The 17,122-nt window shown below is 69.4% G+C and carries 18 protein-coding genes and 1 rRNA gene; all 19 read left to right on the top strand.

Features of this window, described 5'->3' with window-relative positions; translation table 11 throughout:
• Positions 1-114: 114 nt before the first annotated feature.
• Positions 115-228 (top strand): 5S ribosomal RNA (gene rrf / locus ACN27E_RS03210).
• 262 nt (positions 229-490) lie between these two features.
• On the top strand, positions 491-1,171 hold the full coding sequence (locus tag ACN27E_RS03215; RefSeq protein WP_422746568.1) for a tetratricopeptide repeat protein: 681 nt from the start codon (positions 491-493) through the stop codon (positions 1,169-1,171).
• 1 nt (position 1,172) lies between these two features.
• A complete protein-coding gene (locus tag ACN27E_RS03220) occupies positions 1,173-2,201 on the top strand; it encodes an HAD-IIA family hydrolase (RefSeq protein ID WP_422746569.1) in 1,029 nt (342 codons plus the stop codon).
• Positions 2,202-2,212: 11 nt separating this feature from the next.
• Positions 2,213-2,386, top strand: a complete 174-nt coding sequence (locus ACN27E_RS03225) for a hypothetical protein (protein WP_422746570.1) — start codon at positions 2,213-2,215, stop codon at positions 2,384-2,386.
• 7 nt (positions 2,387-2,393) lie between these two features.
• Entirely contained in the window at positions 2,394-3,203 is an 810-nt protein-coding gene (locus tag ACN27E_RS03230; protein ID WP_422746571.1) for a TlyA family RNA methyltransferase, read from the top strand.
• Positions 3,200-4,123 carry an NAD kinase gene (locus tag ACN27E_RS03235; protein WP_422746572.1) on the top strand — a complete coding sequence of 308 codons (924 nt, stop codon included), beginning with the start codon at positions 3,200-3,202 and terminating at the stop codon, positions 4,121-4,123. Before ACN27E_RS03230 ends, ACN27E_RS03235 begins: the two co-directional genes overlap by 4 nt.
• 5 nt (positions 4,124-4,128) lie before the next feature.
• Complete coding sequence (recN, locus tag ACN27E_RS03240; RefSeq protein WP_422746573.1) at positions 4,129-5,901, top strand: DNA repair protein RecN; 1,773 nt, start codon at positions 4,129-4,131, stop codon at positions 5,899-5,901.
• A gap of 93 nt (positions 5,902-5,994) precedes the next feature.
• A complete protein-coding gene (steA, locus tag ACN27E_RS03245) occupies positions 5,995-7,179 on the top strand; it encodes a putative cytokinetic ring protein SteA (protein ID WP_422746574.1) in 1,185 nt (394 codons plus the stop codon).
• A 3-nt stretch (positions 7,180-7,182) separates the two neighbouring features.
• Positions 7,183-8,124 (top strand): copper transporter, encoded by a 942-nt coding sequence (locus ACN27E_RS03250; RefSeq protein ID WP_422746575.1) that lies wholly within the window; start codon positions 7,183-7,185, stop codon positions 8,122-8,124.
• A gap of 137 nt (positions 8,125-8,261) precedes the next feature.
• On the top strand, positions 8,262-10,025 hold the full coding sequence (locus ACN27E_RS03255) for a CTP synthase (RefSeq protein WP_422746576.1): 1,764 nt from the start codon (positions 8,262-8,264) through the stop codon (positions 10,023-10,025).
• Positions 10,018-10,641 (top strand): NUDIX domain-containing protein, encoded by a 624-nt coding sequence (locus ACN27E_RS03260; RefSeq protein ID WP_422746577.1) that lies wholly within the window; start codon positions 10,018-10,020, stop codon positions 10,639-10,641. The genes ACN27E_RS03255 and ACN27E_RS03260 overlap by 8 nt, the downstream gene beginning before the upstream one ends.
• The gene (gene xerD / locus ACN27E_RS03265) at positions 10,638-11,588 is read left to right on the top strand and encodes a site-specific tyrosine recombinase XerD (protein ID WP_422746578.1); all 951 of its coding nucleotides are present in this window, start codon (positions 10,638-10,640) and stop codon (positions 11,586-11,588) included. The genes ACN27E_RS03260 and xerD overlap by 4 nt, the downstream gene beginning before the upstream one ends.
• 110 nt (positions 11,589-11,698) lie before the next feature.
• Entirely contained in the window at positions 11,699-12,571 is an 873-nt protein-coding gene (locus tag ACN27E_RS03270) for a ParA family protein (protein ID WP_422746579.1), read from the top strand.
• Entirely contained in the window at positions 12,568-13,401 is an 834-nt protein-coding gene (locus ACN27E_RS03275) for a segregation/condensation protein A (RefSeq protein WP_422746580.1), read from the top strand. The genes ACN27E_RS03270 and ACN27E_RS03275 overlap by 4 nt, the downstream gene beginning before the upstream one ends.
• Before the next feature lie 8 nt (positions 13,402-13,409).
• Positions 13,410-14,105, top strand: a complete 696-nt coding sequence (scpB, locus tag ACN27E_RS03280) for an SMC-Scp complex subunit ScpB (RefSeq protein WP_422746581.1) — start codon at positions 13,410-13,412, stop codon at positions 14,103-14,105.
• On the top strand, positions 14,102-14,845 hold the full coding sequence (locus tag ACN27E_RS03285; protein WP_422746582.1) for a pseudouridine synthase: 744 nt from the start codon (positions 14,102-14,104) through the stop codon (positions 14,843-14,845). Before scpB ends, ACN27E_RS03285 begins: the two co-directional genes overlap by 4 nt.
• Complete coding sequence (cmk, locus tag ACN27E_RS03290; protein ID WP_422746583.1) at positions 14,842-15,540, top strand: (d)CMP kinase; 699 nt, start codon at positions 14,842-14,844, stop codon at positions 15,538-15,540. Before ACN27E_RS03285 ends, cmk begins: the two co-directional genes overlap by 4 nt.
• On the top strand, positions 15,537-16,949 hold the full coding sequence (gene der / locus ACN27E_RS03295) for a ribosome biogenesis GTPase Der (RefSeq protein WP_422746584.1): 1,413 nt from the start codon (positions 15,537-15,539) through the stop codon (positions 16,947-16,949). The genes cmk and der overlap by 4 nt, the downstream gene beginning before the upstream one ends.
• Before the next feature lies 1 nt (position 16,950).
• Positions 16,951-17,106, top strand: a complete 156-nt coding sequence (locus ACN27E_RS03300) for a hypothetical protein (RefSeq protein ID WP_422746585.1) — start codon at positions 16,951-16,953, stop codon at positions 17,104-17,106.
• Positions 17,107-17,122: the final 16 nt, after the last annotated feature.

Here is a 17,122-nt window from a genome sequence, read left to right on the forward strand (position 1 = left end):
ACACCAACGACGCCCGCAACCACACCCACACCAGAATCAACCACGATTCACACCCCACCACCAAAAAACACTTCCCCCACCACGGGGGATCACTCAAAAACGAGTGAATACAGTTACGGCGGTCCATAGCGGCAGGGAAACGCCCGGTCCCATCCCGAACCCGGAAGCTAAGCCTGCCAGCGCCGATGATACTACCCACACGGGTGGAAAAGTAGGACACCGCCGAACACCCTTTAAGTCCGGAGCCCCCGATCACAAGTCGGGGGCTCCGGCATTTCTCCGGTAAATGGCTGCATAATTGGCGAATTGCCGCCCATTTCTCGAGACACGTAAACTCGTCTCGAGCAGGGGGCGGCGAAAGGTTGACGTGGGCGAGGACAGGCAGGGTGGGCGCGACGAGCGTCGCGCACGCAATACGTCGCAATCCGGCGGTCCCCGCCGGCCCCGAGATCAACGTTCCGGGCCGGGAAGGGCTCGTCCCACCCAGCCCGTGGCCGATAAACCCCGCGCCGACGGCCCGCGCATCCCGCCGGAGATCGAGGCCCGCCAACTGGCGCCGGAGATCCGCGGTGAACTGACCACCCTCGACCGCACCACCGCCGACGCGGTGGCCCGGCATCTGGTGGCCGCGGGCGAACTGCTCGAAGAGGATCCGCAGGCGGCACTGGAGCACGCCCGCGCCGCCCGAGCGCGGTCCGGTCGTATCGCGGCCGTTCGTGAAGCGGTCGGCATCGCCGCGTACTACTGCGGAGACTGGGCACAGGCGCTCGCGGAGCTGCGGGCTGCCCGCCGGATGGGCAGCAAATCCCCGCTGCTCGCGCTGATCGCCGATTGCGAACGGGGCGTCGGGCGCCCCGAGCGCGCCATCGAGCTGGCTCGCACGCCCGAGGCCGAACAACTGACCGGCGACGACGCCGATGAGCTGCGGATCGTCGTGGCCGGCGCCCGATCGGATCTCGGCCAGACCGAACAGGCGCTCGCGGTGCTGTCGTCACCGCAACTCGACCGGACCCGTCGGGGCCAGACTGCGGCCCGGCTGTTCTACGCCTATGCCGACACCCTGCTTGCACTCGGTCGCCGGGACGAGGCGCTCGAGTGGTTCCTCAGCGCGGCGGCCGCGGACCTCGAAGGCGTCACCGACGCCGAGGACCGCATCACGGAATTGAGCTGACGTGGCGACGCTTGCGCAGCAGTACGACTGCCTGCTGCTGGACCTCGACGGCACGGTGTTCCGAGGGCACGAACCGACGACGGGATCGGTCGAGAGTCTTGCCGCTCTGGACGCCCGCGTCCTCTACGTCACCAACAACGCATCGCGTAGTCCGGGTGATGTCGCCGGTCACCTCAGAGAGCTCGGCTTCCAGGCCGAGACCGACGACGTCGTCACCAGCGCGCAGAGCGCCGCCTTGCTGCTGGCCGATCAGTTGCCCGCCGGGGCACCGGTTCTGATCGTCGGCACCGAGGCCCTGGCCGACGAAATCCGTCACGTCGGTCTGCGCGCGGTCCGGCGGTTCGACGAAGATCCGGTTGCGGTGGTGCAGGGACACTCGACCGAGACGGGCTGGCCGCAACTCGCCGAAGCCGCCCTGGCGTTGCGGGCCGGTGCGATGTGGGTGGCTGCCAACGTGGACCTCACGCTGCCGTCCGAACGCGGGTTGCTGCCGGGAAACGGCTCGATGGTGGGGGCGTTGCGGATCGCGACAGGGTGCGAACCGCAGGTGGCCGGTAAGCCCCAACCCGCGCTGATGACCAACGCACTGAGTCGCGGCCAGTTCGATGCGCCGCTGGTGGTCGGGGACCGGCTGGACACCGACATCGCGGGTGCGGTCGCCGCCTCGCTGCCGAGCTTGCTGGTGCTGACCGGCGTGAGCACCGCCGATGACACCGTGCGAGCCGCCGCCGACCAGCGCCCCGATTACATCGCCGAAGACCTTCGATCCCTCGACGCGCCGGTGGAGTCGCTGCGTGTCTCGGCCCACCCCGCCTGGCGCATCGATGTTCGACGCGTTGCAGACGGCGATGTCCTCACCGTTCATGCGACCGGTGCGGACCCCGGAGACGACGTATCGGTGGTGCGGGCGACGGCCCACGCGGTGTGGACCGCCGATCTCGACGGCGACGTCGTGACGATCCGAGGCGGCGACGACGTGGCCACCGACGCACTGCAACGGTGGTCGCTGCTCACACCCGGCGTCGGCTAGCGTTGCGTGAGATGACTACCGATCCCGACGAGATCCGAACCCGGGTCGCGGCTCTGCTCGGCGACGTTCCCGAGCCCGGAGAGATCACCGACCTCGCCGACAGCGACATCGACAGCATCGCCGTCCGGTTGGAGGAAGCCCACGACGTGCTGGTGCAGGCACTGGCATCGGTCGAGAAGGGGTGAGCCGCCCGTGCCACGGCGCGCGCGTGTTGACGCCGAGCTGGTGCGCCGCGGTCTGGCCCGATCCCGCCAGCAGGCGGCCGAATTGATCGTCGCCGGGCGGGTCAGCGTCGATGGCATGCCCGCGGTCAAACCCGCGACCGCCGTCGCCGTCAGCGCCAACATCACCGTCGACACGGCCGGCGAACGTACCTGGGTCTCCCGGGGCGCCCACAAACTCATCGGTGCACTCGACGCGTTCGGTGTGGACGTGGCGGGTAGGCGCTGCCTGGACGCCGGCGCGTCGACGGGGGGCTTCACCGAGGTGCTGCTCGACCGCGGTGCCCGCCAGGTGGTCGCGGTCGACGTCGGGTACGGCCAGCTGGCCTGGTCGCTGCGCTCGGACAGCCGGGTCGTCGTCGTGGAACGAACCAATGTGCGTGAGCTCACCCCCGAGGCGATCGACGGCCCGGCCGACGTCATCGTGGCCGACCTGTCGTTCATCTCCCTGGCCACGGTGCTGCCTGCGCTGACCGCGTGCGCGTCACCCGACGCAGATATCGTTCCCATGGTGAAACCGCAGTTCGAGGTCGGCAAGGACCGGGTCGGCGCCGGCGGTGTGGTGACCGATCCGCAGCTGCGTGCGGAGTCGGTGCTGGCCGTCGCCGCCGGCGCGGCCAGACTCGGCTGGCACACGGTCGGGGCGACGGCCAGTCCGCTGCCCGGGCCCTCGGGCAATGTCGAATACTTTCTGTGGCTGCGGGCCCGCGCGGATGCGGCGCTGCGCGGTGACGACCTCGACCAGGCGGTACATCGTGCCGTGACGGAGGGACCGCAATGACAAGCGAGCGCACCATCCTGCTGGTGGTGCACACCGGACGCGAAGAGGCCACCGAGGTCGCGCGCAAGGTACAGAAGATGTGCGGGGCGCAGGAAGTGGGGCTGCGGGTGCTGGCCGCGGAGGCCGTCGACCGCGGACCGGCGAATCTGTCGGCCTCCGATGTCCGTTCGATCGGAATGGACATCGACGTCGTCGACGCCGATGAACGGGCCGCCGAGGGCTGCGAGCTGGTGCTGGTGCTCGGTGGTGACGGGACTTTCCTGCGCGCCGCCGAACTCGCCCGCAACGTCGAGATCCCGGTGTTGGGCGTGAATCTCGGTCGCATCGGCTTCCTCGCCGAGGCCGAGGCCGAGGCCATCGATCTGGTGCTCGATCACGTCATCCGTCGTGACTACCGGGTCGAGGAGCGGATGACGCTCGACGTCGTCGTGCGCGCCGACGGCCGCATCATCAACCGCGGCTGGGCGCTCAACGAGGCCAGTCTGGAGAAGGGGCCGCGGCTGGGGGTGCTCGGCGTGGTGGTCGAGATCGACGGGCGCCCGGTGTCCGCCTTCGGCTGCGACGGTGTGCTGGTCTCCACCCCGACCGGTTCCACGGCCTACGCGTTCTCCGCGGGCGGTCCCGTTCTCTGGCCGGACCTCGAAGCCATCCTCGTGGTGCCGAACAACGCCCACGCCCTGTTCGCCCGACCCATGGTCACCAGCCCCGACGCTGCCATCGCGATCGAGATCGAGGCGCAGGGCCACGATGCGCTGGTCTTCTGCGACGGCCGTCGCGAGATGGTGGTGCCCGCCGGCGCGCGGTTGGAGGTGACCCGCTGTGGGACGCCGCTGAAGTGGGTGCGGCTCGACAGTGCCCCGTTCACCGACCGGTTGGTGCGCAAGTTCCGGCTGCCGGTCACCGGCTGGCGGGGGCAGTAGCCATCGTGCTCGCCGAAATACGCATCGAGTCCCTGGGCGCGATCAGCACGGCCACGGCGGAGTTCGACCGCGGCCTGACCGTACTCACCGGGGAGACCGGCACAGGTAAGACCATGGTCGTCACCGGGCTGCACCTGCTCGGGGGTGCCCGGGCGGACGCCAACCGGGTGCGCTCCGGCGCCGAGCGGGCGGTGGTCGAAGGCCGCTTCCTCACCACCGACCTCGGCGACGGCGTCAGCGGCCGCGTCGACGACATCCTGGAGTCGTCCGGTGCCGATCGCGACGACGACGGCAGCGTCATCGCGGCCCGCTCGGTCAGCCGCGACGGCCCGTCGCGGGCCTATCTGGGTGGGCGCAGCGTCCCGGCCAAGACCCTGAGCACGTTCACCGCCGAACTGCTGACACTGCACGGTCAGAACGACCAGCTGCGGTTGATGCGGCCGGACGAACAGCGCTCGGCCGTCGACCGCTTCGCCGGTGTGGACAAGCCGTTGCAGCGCTATCGCGGCGCGCGGGAGGAGTGGCTGGCCGCGCGGCGCGATCTGGCCGACCGCAGGCACCGCGAACGTGAACTCGCCCAGGAGGCCGACCGGCTCAAGTTCGGCCTCGACGAGATCGACGCCGTGGATCCGGTGCCGGGGGAGGACGACAGCCTCGTCGAGGACATCCGGCGGCTTTCCGAGCTCGACGCACTGCGCGAGGCCGCTCAGGGCGCCCGCTCCGCGCTCACCGGCGATGACGACGACGCCGGCACCGAATCGTCCTCGGCCGCCGACGGTGTCGGGCTCGCCCGCTCGGCGCTCGACGCCACCGACGACGCAACCCTGCGTTCGCTCGGCGCCCAGCTCGGCGAGGCGCTTGCGGTGATCGGCGACGTGGCCGGCGAGCTCGGCGACTATCTGGCCGCGTTGCCCAGCGATGCGAGCACCCTGGAGACCAAACTCGCCAGACAGGCCGAGCTGCGGACATTGACCCGCAAATACGCAGCCGATATCGACGGCGTCCTGGCCTGGGCCCGGGAAGCGCGGGAGCGCCTCGACCAGCTCGACGTGTCCGAGGAGGCGCTCGCCGGTCTGGAACGACGGGTCGCCGAATCGGAGACACACGTCGTCTCGGCGGCGGCGGAACTGACCCGGGCACGCGGCAAAGCGGCCAAGGGCCTGGCCAAGGCCGTCACCGCCGAACTGAGCGGACTGGCCATGGCCGGCGCCGAATTCACCGTCAGCGTGGCGCCCATCCCGGTTCGCGGCGACGACTCCGCACCCCTCCCACTGGGCGACGGCACCGTCGCGCACGCCGGCCACGACGGCGTCGACGCGATCGACTTCGGGTTCGCCGCGCACCGCGGAACCGACGTCCTGCCACTGTCGAAGAGCGCATCCGGTGGCGAACTGTCCCGCGTGATGCTGGCGATCGAGGTCGTGCTGGCCGCGTCGGCGGAGGGCACCACCATGGTCTTCGACGAGGTCGACGCCGGCGTGGGCGGCCGGGCGGCCGTGCAGATCGGACGCCGGCTGGCCAAACTCGCCCGCACCCACCAGGTCATCGTCGTCACCCACCTGCCGCAGGTGGCGTGCTACGCCGATGTCCATCTCGTCGTCGACAGCGGGGGGCAGGCCAAGGGCAGGAAGTCCAGCGGCGTGCGCCGGATCGACGACGACGACCGGGTCGCCGAGTTGGCCCGCATGCTGGCCGGTCTGGGCGAATCCGACAGCGGCCGCGCCCATGCTCGCGAACTGCTCGAAGCCGCGCGACAGGATCGGGCCGACGCCACCTGAGGGTGTTACTGGTGTGACTGGAGATAACTTCTGGGGCTGATGTTACGGCGCGCCTCCACCTCTACTTGAGGGTTCGACTACAGAATCCACCGCATGAAGATGTCAGCGCTGCTCACCCGCAATGCCAGTTCACGGCCGGGGATCACCGGCACTGCCCGCGTGGACCGCGACATCGACCGCCTGCTGCGGCGCATCGGGCCCGGCGACATCGTCGTCCTCGACGCCCTCGACCTGGATCGCATCACCGCCGACGCGCTGGTCGAGGCCCGCGTCGCCGGTGTGGTCAACGCTTCCCCGTCCATCTCCGGGCGTTACCCCAACCTGGGCCCCGAGGTGCTCGTCGCCAACGGCATCACGCTGATCGACGAAACCGGCCCCGAGGTCTTCAAGAAGATCAAGGACGGCGGGCGGATCCGCCTGCACAACGGTGGCGTCTACTCCGGCGACCGCAGGATCGGCCTGGGCACCGAGCGCACCGACCAGGAGATCCACGAGCTCATGCACGAGGCCAAGAGCGGCCTGGTGGCTCACCTGGAAGCGTTCGCGGGCAACACCATCGAATTCATCCGCAGCGAGAGCCCGCTGCTCATCGACGGCATCGGGATCCCGGACATCGACGTCGATCTGAACCGTCGGCACGTGGTGATCGTGGCCGAGGAGCCTCAGACCGCCGAAGACCTCAAGGCCCTCAAACCGTTCATCAAGGAGTACCAGCCGGTGCTGGTCGGCGTGGGTACCGGCGCCGATGTGCTGCGAAAGGCGGGTTACCGGCCGGCCCTGATCGTCGGTGACCCGGACCGGATCAGCACCGAGGTGCTGCGCAGCGGCGCCCAGGTGGTACTCCCCGCCGACGCGGACGGCCACGCGGCCGGACTGGAGCGCATCCAGGATCTCGGTGTCGGCGCGATGACATTTCCGGCCGCCGGCTCGGCGGCCGACCTCGCGCTGCTGCTCTGCGACCACCATGGCGCGTCGCTGATCGTCACCTGCGGTCACACCGCGAGCATCGAGGAGTTCTTCGACCGCACCCGCCAGCGCAGCAATCCGTCGACGTTCCTCACCCGGCTCAAGGTGGGGGAGAAGCTCGTCGACGCCAAGGCGGTCGCCACCCTGTATCGCAGCCGGGTCTCCGGCGGGGCCATCGCCCTGCTGATCCTGGCCATGCTGATCGCGGTCATCGCAGCGCTGTGGGTGTCGCGCGCCGATGCCGCGGTGCTCGAGTGGCTCCAGCACTACTGGAACCAGTTCCTGCTCTGGGCCCAGGGGCTTGTGAGCTGACCCATGATCTCGCTACGCACCCACGCCATTTCGCTCGCCGCGGTGTTCCTGGCGCTGGCCATCGGGGTGGCGCTGGGCTCCGGGCTGTTGTCCAACACCGTGCTGTCGGGTCTGCGTGACGACAAGCAGGACCTGCAGCACCAGATCGACGGACTGACCGAGGAGAAGAATGCGCTCAACGAGAAGTTGAGTGCGGCCGGCGAGTTCGACGCGCTGCTGGCGCCGCGCGTGCTGCGCGACACGCTGGGCGGCAAATCCGTGGTGTTCTTCCGCACGCCCGACGCCGCCGACGACGACGTCGAGGCGCTGAGCCGACTGGTCGGCCAGGCCGGCGGCACGGTCAGCGGCACCGTGTCGCTGACCCAGGAGTTCGTCGAGGCCAACTCGGCCGAGAAACTGCTCTCGGTGGTGAACTCGCCCATCGTCCCCGCCGGCACCCAACTCAGTACCACCTCGGTGGACCAGGGCTCCCAGGCCGGGGATCTGCTGGGCATCGCGCTGCTGCGCAACCGGAACCCGGCAGCTCCGGTGGTCGACGACGCGCAACGTGACACGGTGCTCACCGCGCTGCGGGACACCGGCTTCCTCACCTACGGCGCCGATCCCGTCGGCGCCGCCGACACCGCGCTCATCGTGACGGGCGGGCCACTTGCCGACGACGCGGGCAACCGCGGCTCGACCGTCGCACGGTTCGCCGCCGGGATGGCCGCGCACGGGTCGGGGACCGTGCTGGTCGGTCGCGACGGCTCGGCCTCGGGAACCGGCGCGGTGGCGGTGACCCGCTCGGATGCGGCGTTGGCCTCGGCGGTCAGCACCGTCGACGACGTGGACTCCGAATCGGGCCGGATCACCTCGGTCCTCGCGCTGGCCGACCTGCTGGGCGGCGGCAAGCCCGGCCAGTACGGCATCGGCCAGGGCGCCTCGGCGGTGACCGTTCCGCAGTAGGCCGCTGCGACGATGCGGCGCGTCAGCGACGGCTTGTCGGCGTCGGTGTTAGGGTTGGGTTCCGTGGGTCGGCAGGCCCCAAAGCTAGGACCAAGCCTAGAGAAGTGAAGCCCTGCCCGTCGTCACGGAGGTTGTTCTTGCCCGCGTTTCGCAAGCATCCGCAAGCGGCCACCAAGCACCTCTTCGTGACCGGCGGTGTCGTTTCCTCACTCGGTAAAGGCCTGACCGCCTCGAGCCTCGGGCAGCTGCTGACCGCGCGTGGCCTGCAGGTGACGATGCAGAAGCTCGACCCGTATCTCAACGTCGACCCCGGCACCATGAATCCGTTCCAGCACGGTGAGGTGTTCGTCACCGAGGACGGCGCGGAAACCGATCTCGACGTCGGTCACTACGAGCGGTTCCTCGATCGCAATCTCACCGGCTTCGCGAATGTGACCACCGGGCAGATCTATTCGAAGGTCATCGCCAAGGAGCGGCGTGGGGAGTACCTGGGTGACACCGTCCAGGTGATTCCGCACATCACCGACGAGATCAAGGAACGCATCCTCGCGATGGCGCTGCCCGACGGCGAGGGCAACCGCCCGGATGTGGTGATCACCGAGATCGGCGGCACCGTCGGCGATATCGAATCGCAGCCGTTCCTCGAGGCGGCGCGTCAGATCCGCCACGATGTGGGCCGCGAGAACGTGTTCTTCCTGCACTGCTCGCTGGTGCCGTACATGGCGCCCTCCGGCGAGCTCAAGACCAAACCCACCCAGCACTCGGTCGCCGCGCTGCGCAGTATCGGCATCACCCCCGACGCGTTGATCCTGCGGTGCGACCGCGACGTGCCCGAAGGGCTCAAGAACAAGATCGCGCTGATGTGCGACGTCGACATCGACGGTGTCATCTCCACTCCGGACGCGCCGTCGATCTACGACATCCCCAAGGTGCTGCACCGCGAGGAACTCGACGCCTACGTGGTGCGCCGGTTGAACCTGCCGTTCCGTGACGTCGACTGGACGCAGTGGAACGATCTGCTCAAACGCGTCCACGAGCCACGCGAAACCGTACGAATCGCGTTGGTGGGCAAGTACATCGACCTGTCCGACGCCTATCTGTCGGTGGCCGAGGCGCTGCGCGCGGGCGGTTTCGCCCACCACGCGAAGGTCGAGATGCGCTGGGTCGCCTCCGACGACTGCGAACTGGACAGCGGCGCCGCGGCGGCGCTGGAGGATGTGGACGGCGTGCTCATTCCCGGCGGATTCGGGATCCGCGGGATCGAGGGCAAGATCGGCGCCATCACCTACGCCCGTAAGCGCAGCCTGCCGGTGCTCGGGCTGTGTCTGGGACTGCAGTGCATCGTGATCGAGGCGGCCCGCTCGGTCGGGCTGGCCGAGGCGAACTCCGCCGAGTTCGAACCCGACACCCCCGACCCGGTGATCTCGACGATGGCCGATCAACGCGATGCGGTCGCCGGTGACGCCGACCTCGGCGGCACCATGCGGCTGGGCGCGTATCCGGCGGTCCTGCAGCCGGATTCGATCGTCGCGCACGCCTATCAGGCCACCGAGGTGTCCGAGCGGCACCGCCACCGCTACGAGGTCAACAACAGCTACCGCGACCGGATCGCCGAGAGCGGCCTGCGCTTCAGCGGAACCTCACCTGACGGACATCTCGTCGAGTTCGTCGAGTACGACGCCGCATCGCATCCGTTCCTCGTCGGTACCCAGGCGCACCCGGAGCTGAAGAGCAGACCGACCCGGCCGCATCCGCTGTTCGCGGCGTTCATCGGGGCGGCGCTGGACTACAAGGCCGCCGAACGGCTGCCCGTCGAGATCCCCGAGCGGGCCGACGATCGGATCGCTGAGCGGTCCAACGGGGCGGGCGAGCTGCTGCAAGAACCCGCGTCCCGTGGCTGACCACGATTTCGAGACCGTCGACAGCGAGACGATCTACGTCGGCAACATCTTCGCCCTGCGTGGCGACGAGGTGCGGATGCCGGGCGGGCGGACCGCGCGCCGAGAGGTCGTCGAACACTTCGGTGCGGTGGCGATCGTCGCGCTCGACGACGACGGCAACGTGGTGATGATCTATCAGTACCGCCACCCGGTGGGCCGGCGGCTGTGGGAGCTTCCGGCCGGGATCCTCGACGTGGGCGGGGAGGCGCCGCATCTGACCGCCGCGCGCGAACTCGAGGAGGAGGCGGGGCTCTCGGCGCAGACCTGGCGGGTGCTCGTCGACATCATCTCCGCGCCCGGGTTCAGTGACGAGGGCGTACGGGTGTATCTGGCCACCGGCCTCACCGACATCGGCCGCCCCGACGCGCACGACGAGGAAGCCGATCTGACCATCGACCGGGTCCCGCTCGGCGACGCGGTACGCAAGGTGCTGGCCGGCGAAATCGTGAACTGCATCGCGGTCGCCGGGATCCTGGCGGCCCACACCATGGGCGACGTCGAACAGTTGCGACCGGTGGACGCGCCCTGGATCGATCGGCCCACCGCGTTCGCGCGGCGGAAGGACGACACGCAGTGACGGCGTCCGTTGTCCGCGCGCTCGACGACCAACTGCAGGGGTACCTCGACCACCTGACCATCGAGCGCGGCGTGGCCGCCAACACGCTGAGTTCCTACCGCCGCGACCTGCGGCGCTACGCCGAGCACCTTGTCGCCCGCGGAGTGGACGACCTGGCGAAGGTCACCGAGAGGGACGTGAGCGAATTCCTGGTCGCGCTGCGCAGCGGCGACCCGGATGCCGGCACCGCAGCCCTGTCGGCGGTCTCCGCCGCTCGCGCGCTGATCGCCGTGCGCGGTCTGCACCGCTTCGCGGCCGCCGAGGGACTCACCGACTGCGACGTCGCCCGAGCCGTCAAACCGCCCACACCCAGCCGCCGGCTGCCCAAGAGCTTGTCGATCGACGAGGTGCTCGCGCTGCTCGACGGCGCGGGTGGCGACAGTGAGGCCGACGGGCCGCTCGCGCTGCGCAACCGGGCGATGCTGGAACTGCTGTACTCCACGGGCGCGCGCATCTCCGAAGCCGTCGGGCTCGACATCGACGATGTCGACACCGAGGCGCGTTCGGTGCTGCTGCGCGGTAAGGGCGGTAAGCAGCGGCTGGTGCCGATCGGTCGACCGGCGGTCAGCGCGCTCGACGCCTACCTGGTGCGTGGCAGGCCCGATCTGGCCCGACGCGGTCGCGGGACCCCGGCAATATTTCTCAATGCCCGCGGCGGCCGGCTGTCCCGGCAGAGTGCCTGGCAGGTGCTGCAGGATGCGGCCGAACGGGCGGGCATCACCACCGCGGTGTCACCGCACACCCTGCGGCATTCCTTCGCCACCCATCTGCTCGAGGGTGGCGCCGACGTCCGCGTCGTCCAGGAACTGCTGGGGCACGCCTCGGTGACGACGACGCAGATCTACACCATGGTCACCGTGCACGCCCTGCGCGAGGTGTGGGCAGGCGCCCATCCGCGGGCCCGCTGACGCCCCACGACCCGATCACCGCGGGTCTGCCCCGCGGCGCCGCGGCGCGCCGTTAAACTCAACCGGATGTTCGCCCTGCGGATGGACTGCCTGGCCGGCGGCGGCCCGGCATGACCGACGACGCCGCGGCCGCTGACGCGCCGGTGCAGTTGGGCTTGACCGGGCGACCGCCCCGCACCATTCCCGAACCGTCCCCGCGGACCACCCACGGCCCGGCCAAGGTCGTCGCGATGTGCAACCAGAAGGGCGGCGTCGGGAAGACCACCTCGACGATCAACCTCGGCGCCAGCCTGGCCGAATACGGGCGCCGGGTGCTGCTGGTCGACCTCGACCCGCAGGGGGCGCTGTCTGCCGGTCTGGGCGTTCCGCACTACGAACTCGACAACACCGTCCACAATCTGCTCGTCGAACCCCGGGTGTCCATCGACGACGTGCTGATCAACACGCGGGTCCGCAACCTGGATCTGGTGCCCAGCAACATCGACCTGTCCGCCGCGGAGATCCAGCTGGTCAACGAGGTGGGCCGCGAGCAAACCCTCGGCCGGGCGCTGCACCCCGTTCTCGACCGCTACGACTATGTGCTGATCGACTGCCAGCCGTCCCTGGGTCTGTTGACCGTCAACGGCCTGGCCTGCAGTGACGGCGTGGTGATCCCGACCGAGTGCGAGTACTTCTCGCTGCGTGGGCTGGCGTTGCTCACCGACACCGTCGACAAGGTGCGCGACCGGCTCAACCCCAAACTCGACATCAGCGGCATCCTGGTCACCCGTTACGACCCGCGCACGGTCAACGCCCGCGAGGTGATGGCCCGGGTGGTCGAGCGCTTCGGAGACCTGGTGTTCGACACCGTGATCTCGCGCACCGTGCGTTTCCCGGAGACCAGCGTCGCCGGGGAGCCGATCACCACCTGGGCGCCCAAGTCGGCCGGCGCCGAGGCCTACCGGTCGCTGGCGCGGGAAGTCATCCACCGGTTCGGCGCGTGAGCCTCGACACCAGCAGCGACACCACGGGCACCGACGCATCGCCTTCCACCGGTTTCCAGGTACGGCTGAGCAATTTCGAGGGGCCGTTCGATCTGCTGCTGCAACTGATCTTCGCTCACCGACTCGACGTGACCGAGGTCGCGCTGCACCAGGTGACCGACGACTTCATCGCCTACACCAAGTCGATCGGCGCACAGCTCGGGCTGGACGAGACGACGGCGTTCCTGGTGGTGGCCGCCACCCTGCTCGACCTGAAAGCCGCGCGTCTGCTGCCGGCCGGCGAGGTCGACGACCAGGAGGATCTGGCCCTGCTCGAGGTGCGTGACCTGCTCTTCGCACGCCTGCTGCAGTACCGCGCGTTCAAGCATGTCGCGATCATGTTCGCCGAGTTGGAGGCAGCAGCGCTGCGCAGCTATCCGCGTGCGGTGTCGCTGGAACAACAGTTCGCCGACCTGCTGCCCGAGGTGATGCTCGGCGTCGACGCCGAACGATTCGCCCACATCGCGGCCGCCGCCTTCACACCCCGGCCGGTGCCGACCGTCGGCACCGGCCACCTGCACATGCAGGCGGTGTCGGTGCCCGAGCAGGCCAGACGGCTGATGGCGCTGCTGGAGGACCGGGGGATCGGCGAGTGGGCCACATTCGGCGAGCTGGTCGCCGAATGTCAGGACGGTCTGCAGATCGTCGGCCGCTTCCTGGCGCTGCTCGAACTGTTCAAGGCCAGGGCGGTAGCATTCGAGCAATCAGAACCGCTTGGTGTGCTCCAGGTTTCGTGGACCGGGGACCGGCCGACCAACGAACACCTGGCAACCGTCGACGCGGAAGAATGAACGGACCGATGACCGACGAGATATCCGATGCCGATCTGGGCGTCGAGGTCGCGACGGCTCCCGATCTCGACGACGCCGAGCTCGAAGCCGTGTTGGAGGCGCTGCTGCTGGTCGTGGACACCCCGGTGACCATCGAGGCGCTCGCCGCGGCGACCGATCAGCCGGCGCACCTGATCGAGGCGACGCTGACCCGGCTGGCCGGGGAGCTGGCTGCGCGCGACAGCGGAATCGACCTGCGGGAAGCCGGCGGCGGGTGGCGGCTCTACACCCGCGCCCGGTACGCCCCGTACGTCGAGCGGCTCCTGCTCGACGGTGCCCGGTCCAAGCTGACCCGGGCGGCGCTCGAGACGCTGGCCGTCATCGCCTATCGCCAACCCGTGACCCGGGCCCGGGTCAGTGCGGTGCGCGGGGTCAACGTCGACGCGGTGATACGCACGCTGGTGGCGCGCGGTCTGATCACCGAGGCGGGCACCGATCCCGACTCCGGGGCGGTGACGTTCGGGACCACCGAGCTGTTCCTCGAGCGGCTCGGGCTGTCGTCGCTGACGGATCTGCCCGACATCGCGCCGCTGTTGCCCGATGTCGACGTGATCGACGACCTGAGCGAAAACCTGGGCGAGGAACCGCGATTCGCCAAACTCGCCGGCAATCCAGCGCCGGCGAACCCGTCGGTGTCCTTCGACGTGGACCGGGAAGAACGATGAACCAACCCGAGGGTGTACGGCTGCAGAAAGTGCTCGCGCAGGCCGGTGTCGCATCGCGGCGGGTGGCCGAACGGATGATCCTCGACGGACGCGTCGAGGTGGACGGCTCCATCGTCACCGAGCTGGGCACCCGGGTCGATCCGGCGACGTCGGACATCCGGGTCGACGGGACACGGGTACTGGTCGACGACACGCTGGTGCATCTGGCCATCAACAAGCCGCGCGGTATGCACTCGACGATGTCCGACGACCGGGGCCGGCCGTGCATCGGTGACCTGGTCGAACACCGGGTGCGCGGCAACAAGGGGTTGTTCCATGTCGGCCGGCTCGACGCCGATACCGAGGGGCTGATGCTGCTCACCAACGACGGTGAACTCGCGCACCGCTTGATGCATCCGTCCTTCGAGGTGCCGAAGACGTATGTGGCGACCGTGCTGGGTACCGTGCCGCGCGGACTGGGCAGGAAGCTGCGCGCCGGGGTGGAGCTCGACGACGGACCGGCCCGGGTCGACGACTTCGCCGTGGTCGACGCGCTGCCCGGCCGGTCGATGGTGCAGGTGACCCTGCACGAGGGCCGTAAGCGTATCGTTCGTCGGTTGTTGGCGGAGGTCGGTTTCCCGGTGCAGGAGCTGGTGCGCACCGATATCGGCGCGGTGACACTGGGCGATCAGCGGCCCGGCAGCATCCGGGTGTTGACCCGCAAGGAGATCGGCGACTTGTACAAGGCGGTGGGCATGTGACGGACGGGAACCCGGACAATCTGGTGATTGCCGTCGACGGGCCGGCCGGCACCGGGAAGTCATCTGTCTCAAGGGGTTTGGCGCGAGCCCTGGGGGCCCGCTATCTGGATACCGGGGCGATGTACCGCATCGTCACGCTGGCTGTGCTGCGGGCGGGTATCGACCCGGCTGATGCGGACGCAGTGGCCGCCGCCGCGGACACCGTCGAGCTGTCCGTCGGATACGACCCCGACCACGACCGCTCATACCTTGCCGGAGAGGATGTTTCGTCGGAGATCCGCGGCGATGCGGTCACCCGGGCGGTGTCGGCCGTATCCGCGGTGCCGCGGGTGCGCGCCCGGCTCGTCGAACTGCAACGCACCCTCGCGACCGGTCCGGACAGCGTGGTCGTGGAGGGACGCGACATCGGCACCGTCGTACTGCCTGAGGCGCCGGTGAAGATCTTCCTGACCGCATCGGCCGAGGAGCGCGCGCGCCGACGCAACGACCAGAACATCGCCAACGGGCTGGCCGACGACTATGCGACCGTGCTCGCCGACGTCCAGCGCCGCGACCACCTCGACTCGACGCGTGCGGTCTCGCCGCTGCGGGCGGCGCAGGACGCTCTGGTCGTCGACACCAGCGACATGTCCGAACCCGAGGTCGTCGCGCACCTCCAGGACCTCGTCCAGCAGCGGGCCGGAGTGAGCCGATGACCGACGCCGACGGCACCTGGGTCGACGAGGGCGACTGGGAACTGGGCGCCCAAGAGGTGGCCGACGCCATCGAGGAGGCGTCCGCACCGCCACCGGTGGTCGCCGTGGTGGGGCGACCCAACGTCGGGAAGTCCACCCTGGTCAACCGGATCCTGGGCCGTCGCGAAGCCGTGGTCCAGGATGTTCCCGGCGTCACCCGCGACCGGGTGTCCTACGACGCGCTGTGGTCGGGCCGCCGCATCGTCGTGCAGGACACCGGCGGATGGGAGCCGGACGCCAAGGGGCTGCAGCAGCTGGTGGCCGATCAGGCCACGGTGGCCATGCGCACCGCTGACGCGATCATCCTGGTCGTCGACGCGGTCGTCGGGGCCACCGCGGCCGATGAGGCCGCGGCGCGCATGCTGCGTAAATCGGGCAAACCGGTGTTCCTGGCCGCGAACAAGGTCGACAACGAGCGCGGCGAGGCCGATGCCGCCGCGCTGTGGTCGCTGGGTATGGGCGAGCCGCACCCGATCAGCGCGATGCACGGGCGCGGGGTGGCCGACCTCCTGGACCGGGTGCTCGAGAAGCTGCCGGAGGTGTCCGAGGTCGGGGCCGTCAGCGGCGGTCCACGGCGCGTCGCGCTGGTCGGTAAGCCCAACGTCGGCAAGAGCTCCCTGCTCAACCGGCTGGCCGGTGATCAGCGCTCGGTGGTGCACGACGTCGCGGGCACCACCGTCGATCCGGTCGACTCACTGATCGAACTGGGCGGCAAGACGTGGCGTTTCATCGACACCGCGGGGTTGCGCCGCAAGGTCGGTCAGGCCAGTGGGCACGAGTTCTACGCGTCGGTGCGTACCCACGGCGCGATCGACGCCGCGGAGGTGGTGTTGGTGCTGATCGACGCCTCCCAGTCGTTGACCGAGCAGGACCAGCGGGTGCTGTCGATGGTGATCGAGGCGGGTCGGGCGCTGGTGCTGGCGTTCAACAAGTGGGATCTGGTCGACGAGGATCGCCGCTATCTGCTGGACAAGGAGATCGAGCGGGAACTTGCGCAGGTCCAGTGGGCGCCGCGGGTGAACATCTCGGCGATGACCGGGCGGGCCGTACAGAAGCTGGTGCCCGCGCTGGAGACCTCGCTGCAGTCCTGGGACGCACGCATCCCCACCGGCCGCCTCAACACGTTCTTCAAGGAGATCGTCGCGGCCACCCCACCGCCGGTGCGCGGCGGTAAGCAACCCAGAATCCTGTTCGCCACCCAAGCGGCATCGCGTCCGCCGACGTTCGTGCTGTTCACCAGCGGCTTCCTCGAGGCGGGCTATCGGCGCTTCCTGGAGCGGCGGCTGCGCGAGACGTTCGGCTTCGAGGGCACCCCCATCCGGATCAACGTCCGGGTACGCGAGAAGCGCGGCCAGCGTTCGCGGGGGTAGAGTGAGCCAGATCCGCGTCCAGCAGCGCAGCAGAGAGGAGCAGCCGGTGGCCGAGAACGCGTTCCGCGCCGCCCCCTCGCATGCCTGCGCACTGGAGCCGTTCTGGCCTTCCCGCCGGCTGATGTCTTTCGACGAATGGTGTTGTCCGCGTAGCTGATACGCGTCCATGACCA

The organism is Mycobacterium sp. WMMD1722 (assembly GCF_049315205.1).
Classification (GTDB): domain Bacteria; phylum Actinomycetota; class Actinomycetes; order Mycobacteriales; family Mycobacteriaceae; genus Mycobacterium.